This window comes from Pseudarthrobacter sp. 1C304, from assembly GCF_052245515.1.
GTDB lineage: Bacteria > Actinomycetota > Actinomycetes > Actinomycetales > Micrococcaceae > Arthrobacter.
Genome location: NZ_JBQQCH010000009.1, coordinates 109,220 through 125,516, shown reverse-complemented (window position 1 = coordinate 125,516; position 16,297 = coordinate 109,220). Strand labels below are relative to the sequence as shown.

General features: G+C 67.0%; 16 protein-coding genes. 10 read left to right on the top strand and 6 right to left on the bottom strand.

Features of this window, described 5'->3' with window-relative positions; translation table 11 throughout:
* Position 1: 1 nt before the first annotated feature.
* From dnaK to ACTWQD_RS15785, 10 genes are all read left to right on the top strand, one after another.
* On the top strand, positions 2–1,864 hold the full coding sequence (gene dnaK / locus ACTWQD_RS15830) for a molecular chaperone DnaK (RefSeq protein ID WP_443197077.1): 1,863 nt from the start codon (positions 2–4) through the stop codon (positions 1,862–1,864).
* A gap of 2 nt (positions 1,865–1,866) precedes the next feature.
* Positions 1,867–2,538, top strand: coding sequence for a nucleotide exchange factor GrpE (locus ACTWQD_RS15825; protein WP_443197076.1), 672 nt, complete (start codon positions 1,867–1,869; stop codon positions 2,536–2,538).
* A gap of 54 nt (positions 2,539–2,592) precedes the next feature.
* The gene (locus tag ACTWQD_RS15820; RefSeq protein WP_443197075.1) at positions 2,593–3,573 is read left to right on the top strand and encodes a DnaJ C-terminal domain-containing protein; all 981 of its coding nucleotides are present in this window, start codon (positions 2,593–2,595) and stop codon (positions 3,571–3,573) included.
* A gap of 15 nt (positions 3,574–3,588) precedes the next feature.
* Positions 3,589–4,011 (top strand): heat shock protein transcriptional repressor HspR, encoded by a 423-nt coding sequence (locus ACTWQD_RS15815; RefSeq protein ID WP_443197074.1) that lies wholly within the window; start codon positions 3,589–3,591, stop codon positions 4,009–4,011.
* Between the two features lie 280 nt (positions 4,012–4,291).
* On the top strand, positions 4,292–5,557 hold the full coding sequence (gene urtA, locus ACTWQD_RS15810) for an urea ABC transporter substrate-binding protein (protein ID WP_443197073.1): 1,266 nt from the start codon (positions 4,292–4,294) through the stop codon (positions 5,555–5,557).
* A gap of 45 nt (positions 5,558–5,602) precedes the next feature.
* Positions 5,603–6,487 carry an urea ABC transporter permease subunit UrtB gene (gene urtB, locus ACTWQD_RS15805; RefSeq protein WP_443197072.1) on the top strand — a complete coding sequence of 295 codons (885 nt, stop codon included), beginning with the start codon at positions 5,603–5,605 and terminating at the stop codon, positions 6,485–6,487.
* Positions 6,484–7,611 carry an urea ABC transporter permease subunit UrtC gene (urtC, locus tag ACTWQD_RS15800; RefSeq protein ID WP_443197071.1) on the top strand — a complete coding sequence of 376 codons (1,128 nt, stop codon included), beginning with the start codon at positions 6,484–6,486 and terminating at the stop codon, positions 7,609–7,611. The genes urtB and urtC overlap by 4 nt, the downstream gene beginning before the upstream one ends.
* Entirely contained in the window at positions 7,608–8,411 is an 804-nt protein-coding gene (urtD, locus tag ACTWQD_RS15795; RefSeq protein WP_443197070.1) for an urea ABC transporter ATP-binding protein UrtD, read from the top strand. Before urtC ends, urtD begins: the two co-directional genes overlap by 4 nt.
* Positions 8,411–9,103, top strand: coding sequence for an urea ABC transporter ATP-binding subunit UrtE (urtE, locus tag ACTWQD_RS15790; RefSeq protein ID WP_443197069.1), 693 nt, complete (start codon positions 8,411–8,413; stop codon positions 9,101–9,103). Before urtD ends, urtE begins: the two co-directional genes overlap by 1 nt.
* 258 nt (positions 9,104–9,361) lie before the next feature.
* Positions 9,362–9,760, top strand: a complete 399-nt coding sequence (locus tag ACTWQD_RS15785; RefSeq protein WP_443197068.1) for a hypothetical protein — start codon at positions 9,362–9,364, stop codon at positions 9,758–9,760.
* A gap of 3 nt (positions 9,761–9,763) precedes the next feature.
* Here the strand turns inward: ACTWQD_RS15785 and ACTWQD_RS15780 are convergent, their stop codons facing one another.
* Genes ACTWQD_RS15780 through ACTWQD_RS15755 form a run of 6 tightly spaced genes read right to left on the bottom strand, consistent with a single transcriptional unit; the run spans position 9,764 to position 16,229 of the window.
* Positions 9,764–10,600, bottom strand: coding sequence for an HpcH/HpaI aldolase family protein (locus tag ACTWQD_RS15780; protein WP_443197067.1), 837 nt, complete (start codon positions 10,598–10,600; stop codon positions 9,764–9,766).
* Positions 10,585–11,370: a 2-oxo-hept-4-ene-1,7-dioate hydratase gene (hpaH, locus tag ACTWQD_RS15775; protein WP_443197066.1), complete on the bottom strand. Its 786-nt coding sequence runs from the start codon at positions 11,368–11,370 to the stop codon at positions 10,585–10,587. Before hpaH ends, ACTWQD_RS15780 begins: the two co-directional genes overlap by 16 nt.
* 2 nt (positions 11,371–11,372) lie before the next feature.
* Positions 11,373–12,461, bottom strand: coding sequence for a 3,4-dihydroxyphenylacetate 2,3-dioxygenase (hpaD, locus tag ACTWQD_RS15770; RefSeq protein WP_443197065.1), 1,089 nt, complete (start codon positions 12,459–12,461; stop codon positions 11,373–11,375).
* A 56-nt stretch (positions 12,462–12,517) separates the two neighbouring features.
* Positions 12,518–14,032, bottom strand: a complete 1,515-nt coding sequence (hpaE, locus tag ACTWQD_RS15765; RefSeq protein ID WP_443197064.1) for a 5-carboxymethyl-2-hydroxymuconate semialdehyde dehydrogenase — start codon at positions 14,030–14,032, stop codon at positions 12,518–12,520.
* A 12-nt stretch (positions 14,033–14,044) separates the two neighbouring features.
* Entirely contained in the window at positions 14,045–14,719 is a 675-nt protein-coding gene (locus tag ACTWQD_RS15760; RefSeq protein ID WP_443197063.1) for a GntR family transcriptional regulator, read from the bottom strand.
* Positions 14,712–16,229: a fumarylacetoacetate hydrolase family protein gene (locus tag ACTWQD_RS15755; protein WP_443197062.1), complete on the bottom strand. Its 1,518-nt coding sequence runs from the start codon at positions 16,227–16,229 to the stop codon at positions 14,712–14,714. The genes ACTWQD_RS15760 and ACTWQD_RS15755 overlap by 8 nt, the downstream gene beginning before the upstream one ends.
* Positions 16,230–16,297 lie beyond the last annotated feature (68 nt).

The window sequence follows — 16,297 nt, the reverse complement described above, 5'->3', positions numbered from 1 at the left end:
CATGTCACGTGCAGTAGGTATTGACCTCGGAACCACCAACTCTGTCGTCTCCGTTCTCGAAGGCGGCGAGCCCACCGTTATTGCCAACGCCGAGGGCGGCCGCACCACGCCGTCGGTCGTTGCTTTCTCCAAGTCCGGTGAAGTGCTGGTCGGCGAGATCGCCAAGCGCCAGGCCGTCAACAACATTGACCGCACCATCGCGTCCGTCAAGCGCCACATGGGCACCGACTGGACCGTCGGCATCGACGACAAGAAGTACACGGCGCAGGAAATCTCCGCCCGCATCCTCATGAAGCTGAAGAACGACGCCGAGTCCTACCTCGGCGAAAAGGTCACCGACGCCGTCGTCACCGTCCCGGCCTACTTCAACGACGCCCAGCGCCAGGCCACCAAGGAAGCCGGCGAGATCGCCGGCCTGAACGTCCTGCGCATCGTCAACGAGCCCACCGCGGCCGCACTCGCCTACGGCCTGGACAAGGGCAAGGAAGACGAACTCATCCTCGTCTTCGACCTCGGCGGCGGAACCTTCGACGTCTCCCTCCTCGAGGTGGGCAAGGACGAAGACAACTTCTCCACCATCCAGGTCCGCGCCACCGCCGGTGACAACCACCTCGGCGGCGACGACTGGGACCAGCGCGTTGTGGACTACCTGCTGAACCAGCTGAAGGTCAAGGGCATCGACCTCTCCAAGGACAAGATCGCCCTGCAGCGCCTCCGCGAAGCAGCGGAGCAGGCCAAGAAGGAACTGTCCTCCTCCTCCAGCACCAACGTCTCCCTCCAGTACCTCTCCGTCACCCCCGACGGCCCGGTCCACCTGGACGAGCAGCTGACCCGCGCCAAGTTCCAGGACCTCACCAAGGACCTGCTGGACCGCACCAAGAAGCCGTTCCAGGACGTCATCAAGGAAGCCGGCATCAAGCTCTCCGAGATCGACCACATCGTGCTCGTCGGCGGTTCCACCCGCATGCCGGCCGTCTACGACCTCGTCAAGGAACTGGCCGGAGGCAAGGAACCGAACAAGGGCGTAAACCCGGATGAGGTCGTCGCCGTCGGCGCCGCCCTGCAGGCCGGCGTGCTGAAGGGTGAGCGCAAGGACGTGCTCCTGATCGACGTCACCCCGCTGTCCCTGGGCATCGAGACCAAGGGCGGCATCATGACGCACCTGATCGAGCGCAATACGGCCATCCCCACCAAGCGGAGCGAGACCTTCACCACCGCGGATGACAACCAGCCGTCCGTGGCCATCCAGGTCTTCCAGGGCGAGCGTGAGTTCACCCGCGACAACAAGCCGCTGGGCACCTTCGAACTGACCGGCATCGCTCCGGCTCCCCGCGGCGTCCCGCAGGTCGAGGTCACCTTCGACATCGACGCCAACGGCATTGTCCACGTGTCCGCCAAGGACAAGGGCACCGGCAAGGAACAATCCATGACCATCACGGGCGGTTCCAGCCTCTCCAAGGAAGACATCGACCGCATGGTCAGGGACGCCGAGGAACACGCAGCCGAGGACAAGGCCCGCCGCGAGGCAGCCGACACCCGCAACACGGCCGAGCAGCTCGCCTACTCCGTGGACAAGCTGATCGCCGACAACGCTGACAAGCTGCCGGAAGAGGTCAAGACCGAGGTCAAGGCCGACGTCGACGCCCTCAAGGCCGCGCTCGAAGGCACCGATGACGCCGCTGTGAAGACGGCGTTCGAGAAGCTCCAGGCTTCCCAGACGAAGCTCGGCGAAGCCATCTACGCCCAGGCAGGGTCCCCGGACGGCGCCGACGGCTCCACCGGCGCCCCCGCCGGTGACAAGGCGGCCGGCTCCGACGAGGACATCGTCGACGCCGAGATCGTTGACGAAGACGAGAAGAAGTAACCATGCCGCATCACGGTAACGAAGAAGAGCACGGTTCTTCCGAGAGCCGCCGCGACGCCAATTCGGAAAACGAGCCGCAGAAGCCGATCATCCACGACAACCGCAAGGTTGACCCGAAGACCGGCCAGGCACGCCACCCCGACCAGGAGCACGCCGATGCTGTGGACTCCCCTTCCGGGGACGTACTGTCCCAGGCGGAGGACATCCTCAACAGCGTTGAGGTGCCCGCCGCGGACTCCGTGGCCCAGGGTGCCGACGGGGCCGAAGCGGAGGAGCTCAGGAATGATCTCCGCCGCCTGCAGGCCGAGTACGTCAACTACCGAAAGCGCGTGGAACGCGACCGCGCCGTGGCAGGGGAGATGGCCGTCATCGGCGTCCTGAACTCCCTGCTCCCGGTTCTGGACGACGTCGACGCCGCCCGCCAGCACGGTGACCTCGCGGACGGACCGTTCGCCGCGATCGCCGCCAAGCTGGAGACGGCGCTGAAGACGTACGGCCTGGTGCGCATCGATGAGACCGGCGTGGAGTTCGACCCCACGATCCACGAGGCGCTCATCCAGCAGCCCGGCCCGGACGTCGAGATCGACACCGTCAGCCAGGTCCTGCGCTCCGGCTACCGGGCCGGCGAGCGGGTCCTCCGCGCGGCACAGGTGATTGTGGCCGTCCCGGCTTAATCACCCCTCGCGGTAATCTCGCCTTTACGCTTTGTACTTTGAAAGGAAACGCCATTGGCTAGCCAGGATTGGGTGGACAAGGACTTTTACAAGATCCTTGGTGTCGCCAAGGACGCTTCCGACGCTGATATTAAGAAGGCTTACCGGAAGCTCGCCCGGCAGCATCATCCGGATACCAATGCGGGGAATGTTGCGTCGGAGAAGAAGTTCAAGGACATCTCCGAGGCGTACTCTGTGCTCTCCGATCCGGATGAGCGCCAGCAGTATGACGCCATCCGTGCCATGGGCGGGGGAGCGCGGTTTGCCCCCGGCGGCGGCGGGGCGGCCGGCGGGGCCGGGTTCGAGGACCTCTTCGGCGGCCTGTTCACCGGCGGCGGAGGACGCCACTCCGGCGGTTACAGCACCTCCGGCGGCATTCCGCCGGAATTCGCCGACCTGTTCGGCGGGGCAGGCGGCTTCGGCGGTGGCCAGTCCTTCCAGCGCGGCCCGCAGAAAGGCGCCGACCGGACGGCGTCCACCTCCATTTCTTTTGCCGGGTCCATCCGCGGCACCACCATCGGCCTGCGCGAGCCGGACGGCGAGGTCATCGACGTCCGCATCCCGGCCGGCATCAAGGACGGGCAGAAAGTCCGTGTCCGCGGCAAGGGCCAGTACGGTCCGGCCGGAAACGGCGACCTCATGGTCACCGTCTCGGTGAAGCCGCACGATTTCTACGTCCGCGACGGCGACAACCTGCGCATCCACGTCCCGGTCACCTTCCCGGAGGCAGCCCTAGGCGCCGACATCGAGGTTCCCACCATCGACGGCGACAAGGTCAAAGTGCGGGTCCCGGCCGGAACGCCGTCGGGCCGCACGCTCCGCGTCAAGGGCCGCGGCGTCAAGCACGCCAAGGCCACCGGCGACCTGCTGGTGACCATCGACGTCGCCGTCCCGCGGAAGCTGAACAAGGATGCGGAGGAAGCCGTCAAGGCCTTCGCCACGGCCACGGCCGGGGAAGATGTCCGCGCCGAACTCGCAGCCAAGGCCCGGCTCTAGGAACGGGTGCCCGGAATGGCCATCGATTACGAGCAGCCGATCTTTGTCATTTCCGTCGCCGCGGAGCTGGCGGACATGCACCCGCAGACCCTGAGGCAGTACGACCGGCTGGGCATCGTCTCGCCCAGCCGTGCCCCCGGCAAGTCCCGGCGCTACTCGCAGCGGGACGTCAACATGCTCCGCGAGGTGCAGCGGCTGTCGCAGGAGGGTGTTTCCCTCGAAGGCATCAAGCGGATCCTGCAGCTGGAGAACCAGGTGGCTGCGTTGCAGCGGCGCGTCACCGAGCTGAGTGAGGAACTCAGCCGCCGCCCCCGCGCGATTGACTCGCGCATCTTTGCCGCCGGAGCCGCCGGCGACGTCGTCAGCCTGGCCCGCGGCCAGCGCCCCAGGGCCCGGTCCCAGGCCGTTGTGGTGTGGAGGCCGCGGAACGGCGACTGAGCCGCGGCGCGGCGAATGTGTCGCTGTAAAGGCCAACATGACGACCGCAAAGTTTCCTGCAGGTTAACTTTGCGGCCCGCATTTTCCGCGGTTTTGTCCAATGAATTTACTGTGCCCGGTCGCCGCGCCGGATAAACAGCCCCGCTCCGAAATGGCGCGGAAACGAAGCGGCACGCCTGTGGAAACAATTCGCTCCTAGATTGAGGCCCGACGGGTCCCGTGAGGGCCCTGGAGACCAACCGCTGCCCCCGGGGCAGCGCGGAGCGAGAAGCAGGTAATCATGAGGGTTCCAGTAACTAAGCGCGCTTTTATCCCCTTGGCCGCGGCAGTGGTGGCGACTGCGTTGGCGGGCTGCGGCAGTCAGATCGCAGATCCGGCCTCGGCCAACTCCACGGCCAGCGTCGGCAGTTCCTGCGTGGACACGTCCGGCAGCAGCGTCAAGGTCGGTTTCATCAACTCGCTCTCCGGCACCATGGCCATCAGCGAAAACACCGTTTTTGATTCCCTGAGCCTGGCTGCGGAGGAGATCAACGCCGCCGGCGGGGTAATGGGCAAGCAGCTTCAGGTGATCAGTGAGGACGGTGCCAGCGAACCCACCAAATTCGCCGAACGCGCCGGGAAGCTGATCCAGCAGGACTGCACCGCCGCTGTCTTCGGTGGCTGGACGTCCTCCAGCCGCAAAGCAATGCTTCCTGTCTTTGAAGCCAACGACGCCCTGCTGTTCTACCCGGTCCAGTACGAGGGCCTGGAAGCGTCCAAGAACATCTTCTACACCGGCGCCACCACGAATCAGCAGATCATCCCGGCGCTGGACTACCTGGCCGAGCAGGGCACCAAATCCATCTTCCTGGTAGGCAGCGACTACGTGTTCCCCCGGACCGCCAACAAGATCATCCAGGCCTACGCCGCCGAGCACGGCATGGAAGTCCTGGGCGAGGAATACGCACCGCTGGGATCCACGGAGTTCTCCACGATCGTGAACAAGGTCCGCGATTCCAAGGCTGATGCCGTCTTCAACACCCTCAACGGCGACAGCAACGTGGCCTTTTTCCGGCAGTACAAGAGCGTCGGCCTGACCGCAGACTCCATGCCGGTTGTCTCGGTCTCCATCGCGGAAGAGGAAGTGCCCGGCGTCGGCCTGGAGAACGTGGAAGGCCAGCTCACGGCCTGGGACTATTATCAGACCCTCGATACGCCGGCCAACACAAAGTTCGTGGCCGCGTTCAAGGCGAAGTTCGGCGCGGACCGTGTGACCAGCGACCCTATGGAAGCGGCCTACACCTCGCTGTACCTGTGGAAAGCCATGGTGGAAAAGGCCGGATCCTTCGACGTCGACAAGGTCCAGGCGGCAGCAGGCGGAGTGACGTTCGAGGCGCCGGAGGGCACCGTCACGGTCAACGGCGAGAACAACCACATCACCAAGACCCCCCGCATCGGAAAGATCAACTCCGAGGGCCTGATCGACACGGTGTGGTCCTCCCCCGAAGCGGTGGAACCCGACCCCTTCCTGGCCACCTACGACTGGGCCAAAGACCTGGCCAAGTAGCACCTTCCACCACACCCGCAGATACCTGAGGAAAGGCCCGCTGGAATGGAACTGCTGATTGGACAGATGTTTGCCGGACTCAGCCTCGGCTCCGTGCTGTTGCTCGCCGCGCTGGGGCTGTCGCTGACCTTCGGCCAGATGGGGGTCATCAACATGGCCCACGGCGAGTTCATGATGGCCGGCGCGTACACGGCCTTCGTAGTGCAGCAAAGCATCTCCGATGCCGGCGTCTCGCTGCTGGTTTCCATTCCGGTGGGCTTCCTCGTGGGCGGCCTGCTGGGGCTGGTGCTTGAGGCCCTACTGCTGAGACGGATGTACCACCGGCCCCTGGACACGCTACTGGTGACGTTCGGGGTGGCGCTGATCCTGCAGCAGGCGGCGCGGGACATCTTCGGTGCCCCCAGCGTGGACGTCCGGGCGCCGGCCTGGCTGCAGGGCAACATCGAACTGCTGGGGGCCCCGATTCCGCTGACCCGGCTCTTCATCCTGCTGCTGTCGCTGGCCTGCCTGGCGGGACTGGCGATGGTTCTCAGGGCCACCCCGCTCGGCCGCCGGATCAGGGCGGTCGTCCTGAGCCGGGACCTTGCCGAAACCAGCGGCATCTCCTCCCGGCGCACGGACCAGCTGACGTTCTTCATCGGATCGGGCCTCGCCGGAGTAGCGGGCGTGGCTGTCACCCTGATCGGCTCCACCGGACCCTACCTGGGCACCAACTACATCGTGGATGCCTTCCTGGTGGTGGTGGCCGGCGGCGTCGGCCAGATCAAGGGGGCGGCGATCGCCGCCTTCGCCCTGGGAGTGCTGCAGTCCGTCTTTGAATTTTCCACCACGGCCAGCATCGGCAAGGTGCTGGTCCTGGTAGTGATCGTGGCCTTCCTGCAGCTGCGGCCGCAGGGCATCTTCAGCCTCAAGACAAGGAGCCTGGCATGAGCACTTTCCTACAATCCCGATGGGGCGTCCTGTCCGGGTTAGCCGCGGGCGCGGTGCTGCTGCTGGTGGCGGCGCCCGCCACGCTTTCGGTGTTCAACCTCGCCCTGCTGGGCAAGTTCCTGTGCTTTGCGATTGTGGCCGTGGGAATCGGACTGGCCTGGGGGCGCGGGGGCATGCTGACCCTGGGCCAGGGGGTGTTCTTCGGGCTCGGCGCCTACATCATGGCCATGCACCTCAAACTGGCGGACGCGTCACTCTTTGGCGGTTCCGGCGTGCCCGATTTCATGTCGCTCTACGGCGCCGGCGAGGTCCCCGCATGGTGGGAGCCGTTCCGAAGCCCCATCGTGACCCTCGCCGCAATCGTCCTGGTCCCCGGGCTGGTGGCGCTCCTGCTCGGACTCGCCGTCTTCAAGCGCCGCGTCAAAGGAGCCTATTTCGCCATTCTCAGCCAGGCGCTGGCCGCCGCCTTCGCTGTCTTCCTGGTCGGCCAGCAGGCCACCACCGGCGGCTCCAACGGCCTCAGCGGCTTCCGGTCCTTCTTCGGCTTCGACCTCAAGGACCCCTCCAACAAACTCATGCTGTACTCGATCGCCGCCGTGGTGCTGCTGCTGGCACTGGCGGCGGCCCGGCAACTTATGCACTCACGCTTCGGCGAACTCCTTGAAGCGGTCCGTGACCAGGAAGAGCGGGTCCGCTTCCTGGGGTATGACCCGGCCACCATCAAGACCGTGACGTACGTGATTGCCGCAGTTATGGCAGGGATCGCCGGCGCCCTGTTCGTGCCCATCGTGGGCATCATCTCGCCGGCCGATGTAGGCGTGATCCCGTCCATTGCCTTCCTGATCGGCGTGGCAATCGGCGGCCGGGCCACCCTGCTGGGCCCCGTGCTGGGAGCCCTGAGCGTGGCCATCGCCCAGACCAGCCTGTCGTCCACGTTCCCGTCCTTCTGGGTCTACTTCCAGGGACTGCTTTTCGTACTGGTGATCGGGTTCATGCCCGGAGGCCTCGCGTCCCTGCCCCGGCTCGTGTCCCGGCTGAAGAAACGCCCCGACGACGAGCCAAGCGCTGTACCGCTGCCAGCCGCCGCACCACCAGCCACCATCCCGGAAGGGGCAACCCGATGACAACCCCCACCCTGCTTCCCGAGGGCGAACCCCAGGCAGGCGGGCTCCGCCACGGCAGGCCCAAATATCTCGAGGTCCGGGACCTCACGGTCACGTTCGACGGTTTTGTTGCCGTCGACAAGGTCGATCTCAACGTCACGCAGGGTGACCTGCGGTTCCTGATCGGACCCAATGGCGCCGGCAAGACCACCATCATCGACGCCATCACAGGACTCGTGCCGGCCACCGGGTCCGTGAACCACACCGGAACGGAAATCCTGGGGCGGAAAGTGCACAAGATTGCCCGGCTGGGAGTGGGCCGGACCTTTCAGACGGCGAGCGTCTTTGAGAACCTCTCCGTGCTCCAGAATCTGGACATCGCCGCCGGGTCCGGCCGGAAAGCAGGCGAGCTGTTGCGCCGCCGGAAGGGCGTGGCCCCGGCCGTTTTGGAAGCGCTGGAGATCATCGGACTGGACAAGGCAGCGGAGAAACAGGCCGGGACGCTGGCGCACGGCCAAAAGCAGTGGCTGGAGATCGGCATGCTGCTGGTCCAGAATTCGGACGTGCTGCTCCTGGACGAACCCATCGCCGGAATGAGCCAGGACGAACGCAATGAAACCGGGCTGCTCCTGCGCCGGATCGCAGCAAGCCGTATCACCCTGGTGGTGGAACACGACATGGATTTCGTCCGCGAGTTCGCCACCTCGGTGACCGTCCTGGCAGCCGGCAAGGTGCTGAGTGAAGGCAGTGTGGCGCAGGTGCAGGCCGACAAAAAGGTGCAAGAGGTTTATCTGGGCACAGCCGGAATGGAAGGGCACTGATGCTGGAGATCAAGGACCTGCACACCGGGTACGGGCGCACCCAGGTCATTTCCGGAGTGGACCTCACGGTCGCCGACGGCACGCTGGTTTCCGTCCTGGGCCACAACGGTGCCGGGAAAACCACGCTGCTGCGCGCCGTCGTCGGGCACTTGAGGCCCACCCGCGGCACCATCACGCTGGACGGGGAGGACATTTCTTCCCTCCGTCCGCACCAGCGGGTGGCACGCGGCATGGCGTACGTTCCGCAGGGACAGCAGTCGTTCGGGCAGCTGACAGCCCTGGAGAACCTCCAGCTCGTGGCCGACGGCCGCCGCGACGGAAAGGAACGCGTGACCGAGGCGCTGGACATGTTCCCGGCACTCACTCCGCTGCTGGCGCGCAGGGCCGGCCTTTTGTCCGGCGGGCAGAGGCAGCAGCTGGCCATCGCCCGGGCGCTGATCACGGACCCCACGCTGCTCATCCTGGATGAGCCGACGGAGGGGATACAGCCCAACGTGGTGGCCGAAATCCAGGACACCATCATCACGTTGTCCCAGCGCAGCGGCATGCGTGTCCTGCTGGTGGAGCAGCACATCGGCTTCGCACTAGGTGCCGCCGACAGCTATTACGTGCTGGCCGCGGGACAGGTCGCGTCCCGGGGTGCCGGTGGAGCCGGCGCTGCCGGGCAGGTGCGAGAGGCCATGCTGATCTGAGCAGCGCAGCCACGTCCCCGCCGGCCAAGTAGTCGGCGCGTCCGGGGTGAGTACCCGCCCCCGGATCCGCGTAGCGGCGGCCCGGAAAGACGGGTACAGCGTTTGCGTGACTTCGGGCCCGCCCAGCCGTTTGAATTGATCCGGCAGGAAATGCTGGCTCGCAGCCAGTGCAGCGACGGCAGCCGGGGGGCACCGCATGATTGTTCAATTTTCGCCGGGGGGAACGGAACCTGGACCCGCACTGATCGCGGGCAGGCCATGAATTCCGGACTGCAGCAATTGGCCATGTTCGCGGGCTCCCTGACGGGATCCCTCCTGCTGACCCTGGGCCAGACCATTGTGGTCATCTGTGTCTGCTTTGACATGGTCCGGGCCCTGTCCGTGCCCAGGTCCCACCGCCGCTACGTGGCGAACACCGTTTTCACCACCCTGGCCTGGCCCTCAATCCTCATCAGCGCGGTCAGCGTGCTAATCGACGCTGCCAGCGGAACCTGGCAGGACGTCGCGGCCGGGGTCTTCGTGATGGTGATGGTGATCTTCCGGTGGCGCACCGGCGGCGACGAGGACAGCTGGTGGAAGGGCAAAGGCAAGAAGCTGGCCGGCTGGTTCCGGCGCCAGACGGCCTTCCGGCCCGCGCTGGCGCCGGCCGCCGCCTGAGCCTCAGTAGCTGGCGGGGGAACCGCCGCACGGCCCCACCGCCGGGTCCGGCCGGACGTACTCGGCGGCAAGCGCCTCGGAGCCCCGCGCCAGCAGCGCCACATCGGCGCCCACCAGGACAAACGCTGCCCCGGCGGCCAGGTACGCGCGGGCCGTTGCCGGGTTGAACGCGTTGACGCCGGCCGGTTTTCTGGCCGCCGTGGCGGCGGCCAGGCACTGTTCGACGGCGGCACGCACCCGGGGGTGTTCCTGCTGCCCCAGCACACCCATGGACGCGGCGAGGTCGGAGGGCCCCAGGAAGATGGCGTCCACGCCGTCGACCGCCAGGATGTCCTCCACAGCGTCCACGGCCGCGGCGGATTCGATCTGGACCGTGACGCTGACGGTCTCTGACGCGCGGGTGAGGTAGTCCGGGACCCGGTTCCAGCGCGCGGCGCGGGCCAGGGCGGAGCCCACACCCCGGACGCCGTGCGGCGGGTACCTGGTGGCGGCGACCGCGGCTTCCGCCTCGGCCGCCGAATTCACCATCGGGACCAGCAGATTCTGCACTCCGAGGTCCAGATACTGCTTGATCAGGACGGTGTCGTTCACCGGGGGCCGCACCATCACATGCACCGGGTAGCCGTGGACCGCCTGCAGCTGCGCCAGGATGGACTCGAGCCCGTTCGGGCTGTGCTCGGCATCGATCAGGAGCCAGTCCAGGCCGGCTCCGGCGCAGAGTTCCGCCACCAGAGGGCTGCCCGAACACACCCACATGCCGGCCAGGGGCCGGCCGGACGGGCCGGCCTGGCCGCGCAGGGCGTCCCGGAATGTGGGGTTGGGCTCTACTCGAAGCGGCATGTGATGCTCCCCAAGGGTCCGTAGTCGGCGTGGACGGTATCGCCTTTGTACACCCAGAGCGGCCGCGTGAACGAGCCGGCCAGGATGATGTCGCCGGCCTTCATCCCGTCCCCGTGGGCGGCGATCTTGTTGGCCAGCCAGTGCACCCCGTTGGCCGGGTGGTCCAGGACGCCGGCGGCCACACCGGTTTCCTCGACGGTCTGGTTCTTGTAAAGGATGGCAGAGACCCAGCGCAGGTCCACGGCGTCGGGCTTCACCGGGTTGCCGCCCACCACCATGGCGCCCATCGCAGCGTTGTCCGCGATGGTGTCCACGATGGTCCGGCCCTCCATCTCGATCCGGGAGTCCAGGATCTCGAGGGCCGGCACCACGTAGTCAGTGGCGTTCAGGACGTCGAAGATGGTGCAGCCGGGCCCGGCCAGGTCCTTCTTCAGCACAAACGCCAGCTCCACCTCCACCCGCGGGTGGGTGTACCGGTCCCACTCCACGGAGCACCCGGTCTCGAGCACCATGTCATCGAAGATGGCGCCGTAGTCGGGTTCGGTGATGCCCGTGGCGGCCTGCATGGCCTTGGAGGTGAGCCCGATCTTGCGGCCCACCAGCTTCCGGCCCGCGTCCTCGTTGCGCCGCCGCCAGAGCTGCTGCACGGCGTAGGAGTCCTCCACTGTCATGTCCGCGTAGCGGGCCGTCAGGCGGGGAACCGGGGTCCGGCTGCGGCCGGCCTCCAGGAGCTCGTCGGCGATGGCCTCGATCGTTGTGACATCCAGCATGGCTACAGCTGCGCGCCGAGCTTGAAGCCGGTCTTTTCCCCGGCGTGGCCGTCCTCGTCCTTGCGGGTGTAGGAGAACCCGTCGGCACCCACGGTCACAGCCATCTCGGAGGCGTCGGTCCGTTCGATGACGGGCTGCGGGTTGCCGTCGAGGTCCAGGACCAGGGAGGCCTCGGTGTACCAGGACGGGACCACGGGGTTGCCCCACCAGTCGCGGCGCTGGTTGTCGTGCACGTCCCAGGTGATGGTGGGGTTGTCCGGGTCGCCGGTGTAGTAGTCCTGCGTGTAGATCTCCACGCGGTGGCCGTCCGGGTCCAGGATGTAGAGGTAGAAGGCGTTGGAGACGCCGTGCCGGCCCGGGCCGCGTTCAATCCGGTCGCTGATGCGCAGGGCGCCCATCTTGTCGCAGATCTGGATGATGTTGTGCTTTTCGTGCGTGGCGAACGCGACGTGGTGCATGCGCGGGCCGTTGCCGCCGGTCAGGGCGGTGTCGTGCACGGTCTGCTTGCGGTGCATCCACGCGGCGTACGTGACGCCGTCGGAGTCCTGGATGTCCTCGGAGACGCGGAAGCCCAGGTCCTCCAGGTACTTGCGCCCGCGCGGGACGTCCGGGGTGACCTGGTTGAAGTGGTCCAGGCGGACCAGCTCGCCGGCGGAGTACAGGTCGTAGCGCTGGGTGAGGCGCTCCACGTGCTCCACCTCGTAGAAGAACTCATAGGGGAAGCCCAGCGGGTCCTCCACCCGGACGGCGTCGCCGATGCCCTTGGTGAAGCCGTCCTTGCGGCGCTCCACCCGGCAGCCCAGTTCCTTGTAGTACGCCTCGGCGGCGTCCACCTCGGCGGGGGACTTCACCCGGTACGCGAAGGCGGCGACGGCGGCGATGGGCCCCTTGCGGAGCACCAGGTTGTGGTGGATGAATTCCTCGAGGGAACGCAGGTAGATGGCGTTCTCGTCCTCCTCGGTGACGTGCAGGCCCAGCAGGTCCACGTAGAACTCACGGGACTTGGCGAGGTCGGTGACCACAATCTCCATGTAGGCGCAGCGGACGATGTCCGGTGCCGGGACGGTGGGGGTGGGGACGAAGTTGGTCATGGGATTCTCTCTTCTTTGAAAGGGTCTGGGGACAGTCCGGCGGCGGGCTGCGGGGCCTAGGCGCCGAACTTGGGGGTATGTACGGTGCCGAGGGTGATGTGGACGGCCTGCTGGTCGGTGTAGAAGTCGATGGAGCGGTAACCGCCCTCGTGGCCCAGGCCGGAGGCCTTAACGCCGCCGAACGGGGTGCGCAGGTCGCGGACATTGTGGCTGTTGAGCCACACCATGCCGGCCTCCACGTTCTGCGAGAAGTTGTGCGCCCGGGTCAGGTTCTGGGTCCAGATGTAGGCGGCCAGACCGTATTTGGTGTTGTTTGCCAAGGCGAGGGCCTCGTCGTCGGAGTCGAACGGGGTGATGGCGACCACCGGGCCGAAGATCTCCTCCTGGAAGATCCGGGCGTCCGGGGCGACGTCGGCAAACACCGTCGGGGCGATGTAGTTGCCCTCCGGAAGGTGGTCCGGGCGGCCGCCGCCGGCCAGCAGTTTACCCTCGGACTTGCCGATCTCCACGTAGGAGGCCACCTTGGCGTAGTGCTCCGGGTGGACCAGGGCGCCCACCTCGGTCTTGGGGTCGTGCGGGTCGCCGACCACGATGTTCTTGGCGCGGGCGGCGTACTTCTCGCAGAATTCCTCGTACACGGCCCGTTCCACCAGAATCCGGGAGCCGGCGGTGCAGCGCTCGCCGTTGAGCGAGAAGACCCCGAACAGGGCGGAGTCGATCGCGGCGTCGAGGTCGGCGTCGGCGAACACAACGCAGGGGGACTTGCCGCCGAGCTCCATGGACAGGCCCTTGAGGTTGGCGGCGGCGTTGCGGAAGATCGTCTGGCCGGTGGTGGTCTCGCCGGTGAAGGAGATCAGCGGGACGTCCGGGTGCTTCACCAGCGCGTCGCCGGCTTCCTCGCCCAGGCCGTTGACCAGGTTGAACACGCCGTCGGGCAGGCCCGCATCCTTGAAGATCTGCGCCCACAGCGAGGCGGAGAGCGGGGTGAATTCCGCCGGCTTGAGGACCACGGTGTTGCCGGTGGCCAGGGCCGGGGCGAGCTTCCAGGACTCGAGCATGAAGGGCGTGTTCCACGGCGTGATGAGGCCCGCGACGCCGATCGGCTTGCGGTTGACGTAGTTGATCTGGGAGCCGGGGACCTTCATGGCGTCGTCGAACTGGGCCACGATCAGGTCCGCGAAGAAGCGGAAGTTCTCGGCCGCGCGCAGGGCCTGGCCCTTGGCCTGGGTGATGGGCAGCCCGGTGTCGAAGGTTTCCAGTTCGGCGAGGCGGGCCTCTTGGGCTTCGACGGCGTCGGCGATCCGGTTCAGGACGCGGGCACGCTCGCGGGGCTTCATCTTCGGCCAGGGGCCGTTGGTGAACGCTTCACGGGCTGCGGCGACGGCGAGGTCGATGTCTTCCTTCTGGCCGGCGGCCGCCGTGGCGTAGTTGGTGTTGGACACCGGATCGAGGACGTCGAAGGTTTTGCCGCCCACGGAGTCAACGAACTCGCCGTTGATGTAGTGCTGGATGTGGGTGGGCAGCTCCTGCGGAACGTAGTGGGTGGCGGTTTCTGAGGCAGGGAACGTCATTGTTGTGTCTTCCTAACTGTTGCTTTGGGCGAGGTACGCGTCCAGGGTGGCGGACCGGTGCAGGCGGGCGGTTTTTTCGATGGCGTCCGCGTCCGCGCCGGTTTCGATCAGGCGCAGCAGCGCCTCGTGTTCGTCGACGGACTGGTGGGCGCGGCCCGGGACGAAGCGGAACGTGGAGGACCGCAGCGCGGCGAGCCGGTTCCAGCCCCGGTGGACGAGGTCCAGGATGTGCGGGTTGGGGCAGTGTTCAAAGAGGATGCTGTGGAAGTCCTGGTTCAGGGCGGTGAAGCGGACCGGATCGAAGTGCTCCAGGCAGCCGCGCATCTCGGCGTTGACGGCGCGGGCGCGGGCGATGTCCGCCGGACCGATCAGCGGGGCCGACAGGGCCGTCGCGGCGCCCTCGATAATGCTCAGCGTCTGCATGGTGTACAGGTATTCGGTGGGGTCGATGCCGGCCACGGTGGCGCCGATGTTCCGCTCGAACTTCACCAGGCCTTCCGCCTCGAGCCGGCGGATGGCCTCGCGGACGGGCACCACGCTGACGCCCAGGTCCTCGGCGATTTTCGCCAGCACCAGCCGGTAGCCGGGGGAGTAGGTGCCGTCCACGATGCGGGCCTTGACGGCGGCATAGGCCTGCTCGGACTTGCTGGCCGGGCGCGCGGCGGCTGCTGTCACTGCGTCAGCCATTGGTTTCCCCGCTTCCCATCGCTTCCCATTCGTCGTACCTGGCGCGCCATTCAGCGTTCAGCGGGTAGAGGCCGTCCACGCTGTGGCCCTGCTGCACCATCTCGGCGATGAAGGTTTCCTCGCGCTCCTGCGCGATGGAATCGTCCGCGAGCTCTTCCGCGAGGGCCGGCGGGATGACCAGGATGCCGTCGGAATCCGCCACGATGATGTCCCCCGGCTGCACGGTGGTGCCGCCGCAGGCGATTGTGATGTCCGTGTCCCACGGGATGTGCCGGCGGCCCAGCACCGCCGGGTGCGGGTTGGCGTAGTAGGTGGGCATGTCCATGGCGGCCACGGCGGCGAAGTCACGCACGCCGCCGTCGGTGATGATCGCGGCGGCGCCGCGGACCTGCGCGCGGAGGGCCAGGATATCGCCGATGGTGCCGGTGCCCTTTTCGCCGCGGGCCTCCATGACAAGGATCTCGCCCTCGTTGACGGAGTCGATCGCCTTCTTCTGCGCGTTGAAGCCGCCGCCGTGGGTCTTGAAGAGGTCTTCGCGGTTGGGCACGTAACGCAGCGTCCGGGCCAGGCCCACGATGCGTTGGTCCGGGCGGGTGGAGCTGAGGCCGTCAATGCTGACGTTGTTCAGACCCCGCTTGCGGAGCTGGGAGGAGAGGGTGGCGGTGCAGACGCTTTCCAGCTTCGCCTTCAGCGCCGGGGAAAGGGCATGCCCGACGGCGGCGCTTGTGTCCGCCGGAAGGCCCGCCGCTTCCCGGGAACCGTAGGCCTCTTCCCGCTGCAGGTCGTCGGTCTTGGGTCCGGCGCCAAAGTCCGCGAACGCCGTCGTGCCTTCCGTGACGGTGGTGACCAGCCGGCCGGTGGTGAGCGGCGCGCCGGCCGCGGCGTCCGGCGTCGTGCTGACTTCAACCTCGACGACGTCGCCCGGCTTGGCCACGGAGGCCCCGGCGGGCGTGCCGGTAAGGATGATGTCGCCCTCCTCGAGGGTGAGCAGCTGCGAGAGGTCCGCGATGAGCCGGGCGAACGGGAAGAGCAGGTCCTCCGTGGTGTCGTCCTGGACCAGTTCCTGGTTGTGCCAGGTGCGGATCTGGAGCCTGGCGGGGTCCACGGTGTCCGCGGCGATGAGTCCCGGGCCCACCGGGGTGAAGCCGTCGCCGCCCTTGGAGCGCAGGTTGGAGCCCTTGTCCGCGTAGCGGAGGTCATAAACGCCGAGGTCGTTGCTGGCGGTGACCCATTCGACGTGGCTCCAGGCATCGTCGATGCCCACCCGGCGGGCGGGCTTGCCGATGATCAGGGCGATCTCGCCCTCGTAGCCGAGGAGTTCGCAGCCGGCCGGGCGTTCCACGGTGGTCGGGGCTGCGGCCGATCCGGCGGCCAGGGAGGAGGACGGCTTCAGGAAGTATGAGGGCTGCTCCGGGGTGCGCCCTCGCTGCGCCGCACGGCTGGGGTAGTTGATGTGCACCGCGATGACTTTGCGGGCCGCGGCCAGAGTGCGGTCGGTGACCTGTTCCAAGAGCTACTCCTCATCGAGTACGAAATCGTATACGAAGACTATGACCCGGGGGAGCGGGGCGCGTCAAG

Coding starts and splice junctions, on each gene's coding strand:
- urtA (WP_443197073.1), top strand. CDS start 4,292: ATGAGGGTTCCAGTAACTAAGCGCGCTTTTATCCCCTTGGCCGCGGCA.
- ACTWQD_RS15760 (WP_443197063.1), bottom strand. CDS start 14,719: ATGGCTGACGCAGTGACAGCAGCCGCCGCGCGCCCGGCCAGCAAGTCC.
- urtE (WP_443197069.1), top strand. CDS start 8,411: ATGCTGGAGATCAAGGACCTGCACACCGGGTACGGGCGCACCCAGGTC.
- hpaD (WP_443197065.1), bottom strand. CDS start 12,461: ATGACCAACTTCGTCCCCACCCCCACCGTCCCGGCACCGGACATCGTC.
- hpaE (WP_443197064.1), bottom strand. CDS start 14,032: ATGACGTTCCCTGCCTCAGAAACCGCCACCCACTACGTTCCGCAGGAG.
- urtD (WP_443197070.1), top strand. CDS start 7,608: ATGACAACCCCCACCCTGCTTCCCGAGGGCGAACCCCAGGCAGGCGGG.
- ACTWQD_RS15780 (WP_443197067.1), bottom strand. CDS start 10,600: ATGCCGCTTCGAGTAGAGCCCAACCCCACATTCCGGGACGCCCTGCGC.
- ACTWQD_RS15785 (WP_443197068.1), top strand. CDS start 9,362: ATGAATTCCGGACTGCAGCAATTGGCCATGTTCGCGGGCTCCCTGACG.
- hpaH (WP_443197066.1), bottom strand. CDS start 11,370: ATGCTGGATGTCACAACGATCGAGGCCATCGCCGACGAGCTCCTGGAG.
- ACTWQD_RS15825 (WP_443197076.1), top strand. CDS start 1,867: ATGCCGCATCACGGTAACGAAGAAGAGCACGGTTCTTCCGAGAGCCGC.
- urtB (WP_443197072.1), top strand. CDS start 5,603: ATGGAACTGCTGATTGGACAGATGTTTGCCGGACTCAGCCTCGGCTCC.
- dnaK (WP_443197077.1), top strand. CDS start 2: ATGTCACGTGCAGTAGGTATTGACCTCGGAACCACCAACTCTGTCGTC.
- urtC (WP_443197071.1), top strand. CDS start 6,484: ATGAGCACTTTCCTACAATCCCGATGGGGCGTCCTGTCCGGGTTAGCC.
- ACTWQD_RS15815 (WP_443197074.1), top strand. CDS start 3,589: ATGGCCATCGATTACGAGCAGCCGATCTTTGTCATTTCCGTCGCCGCG.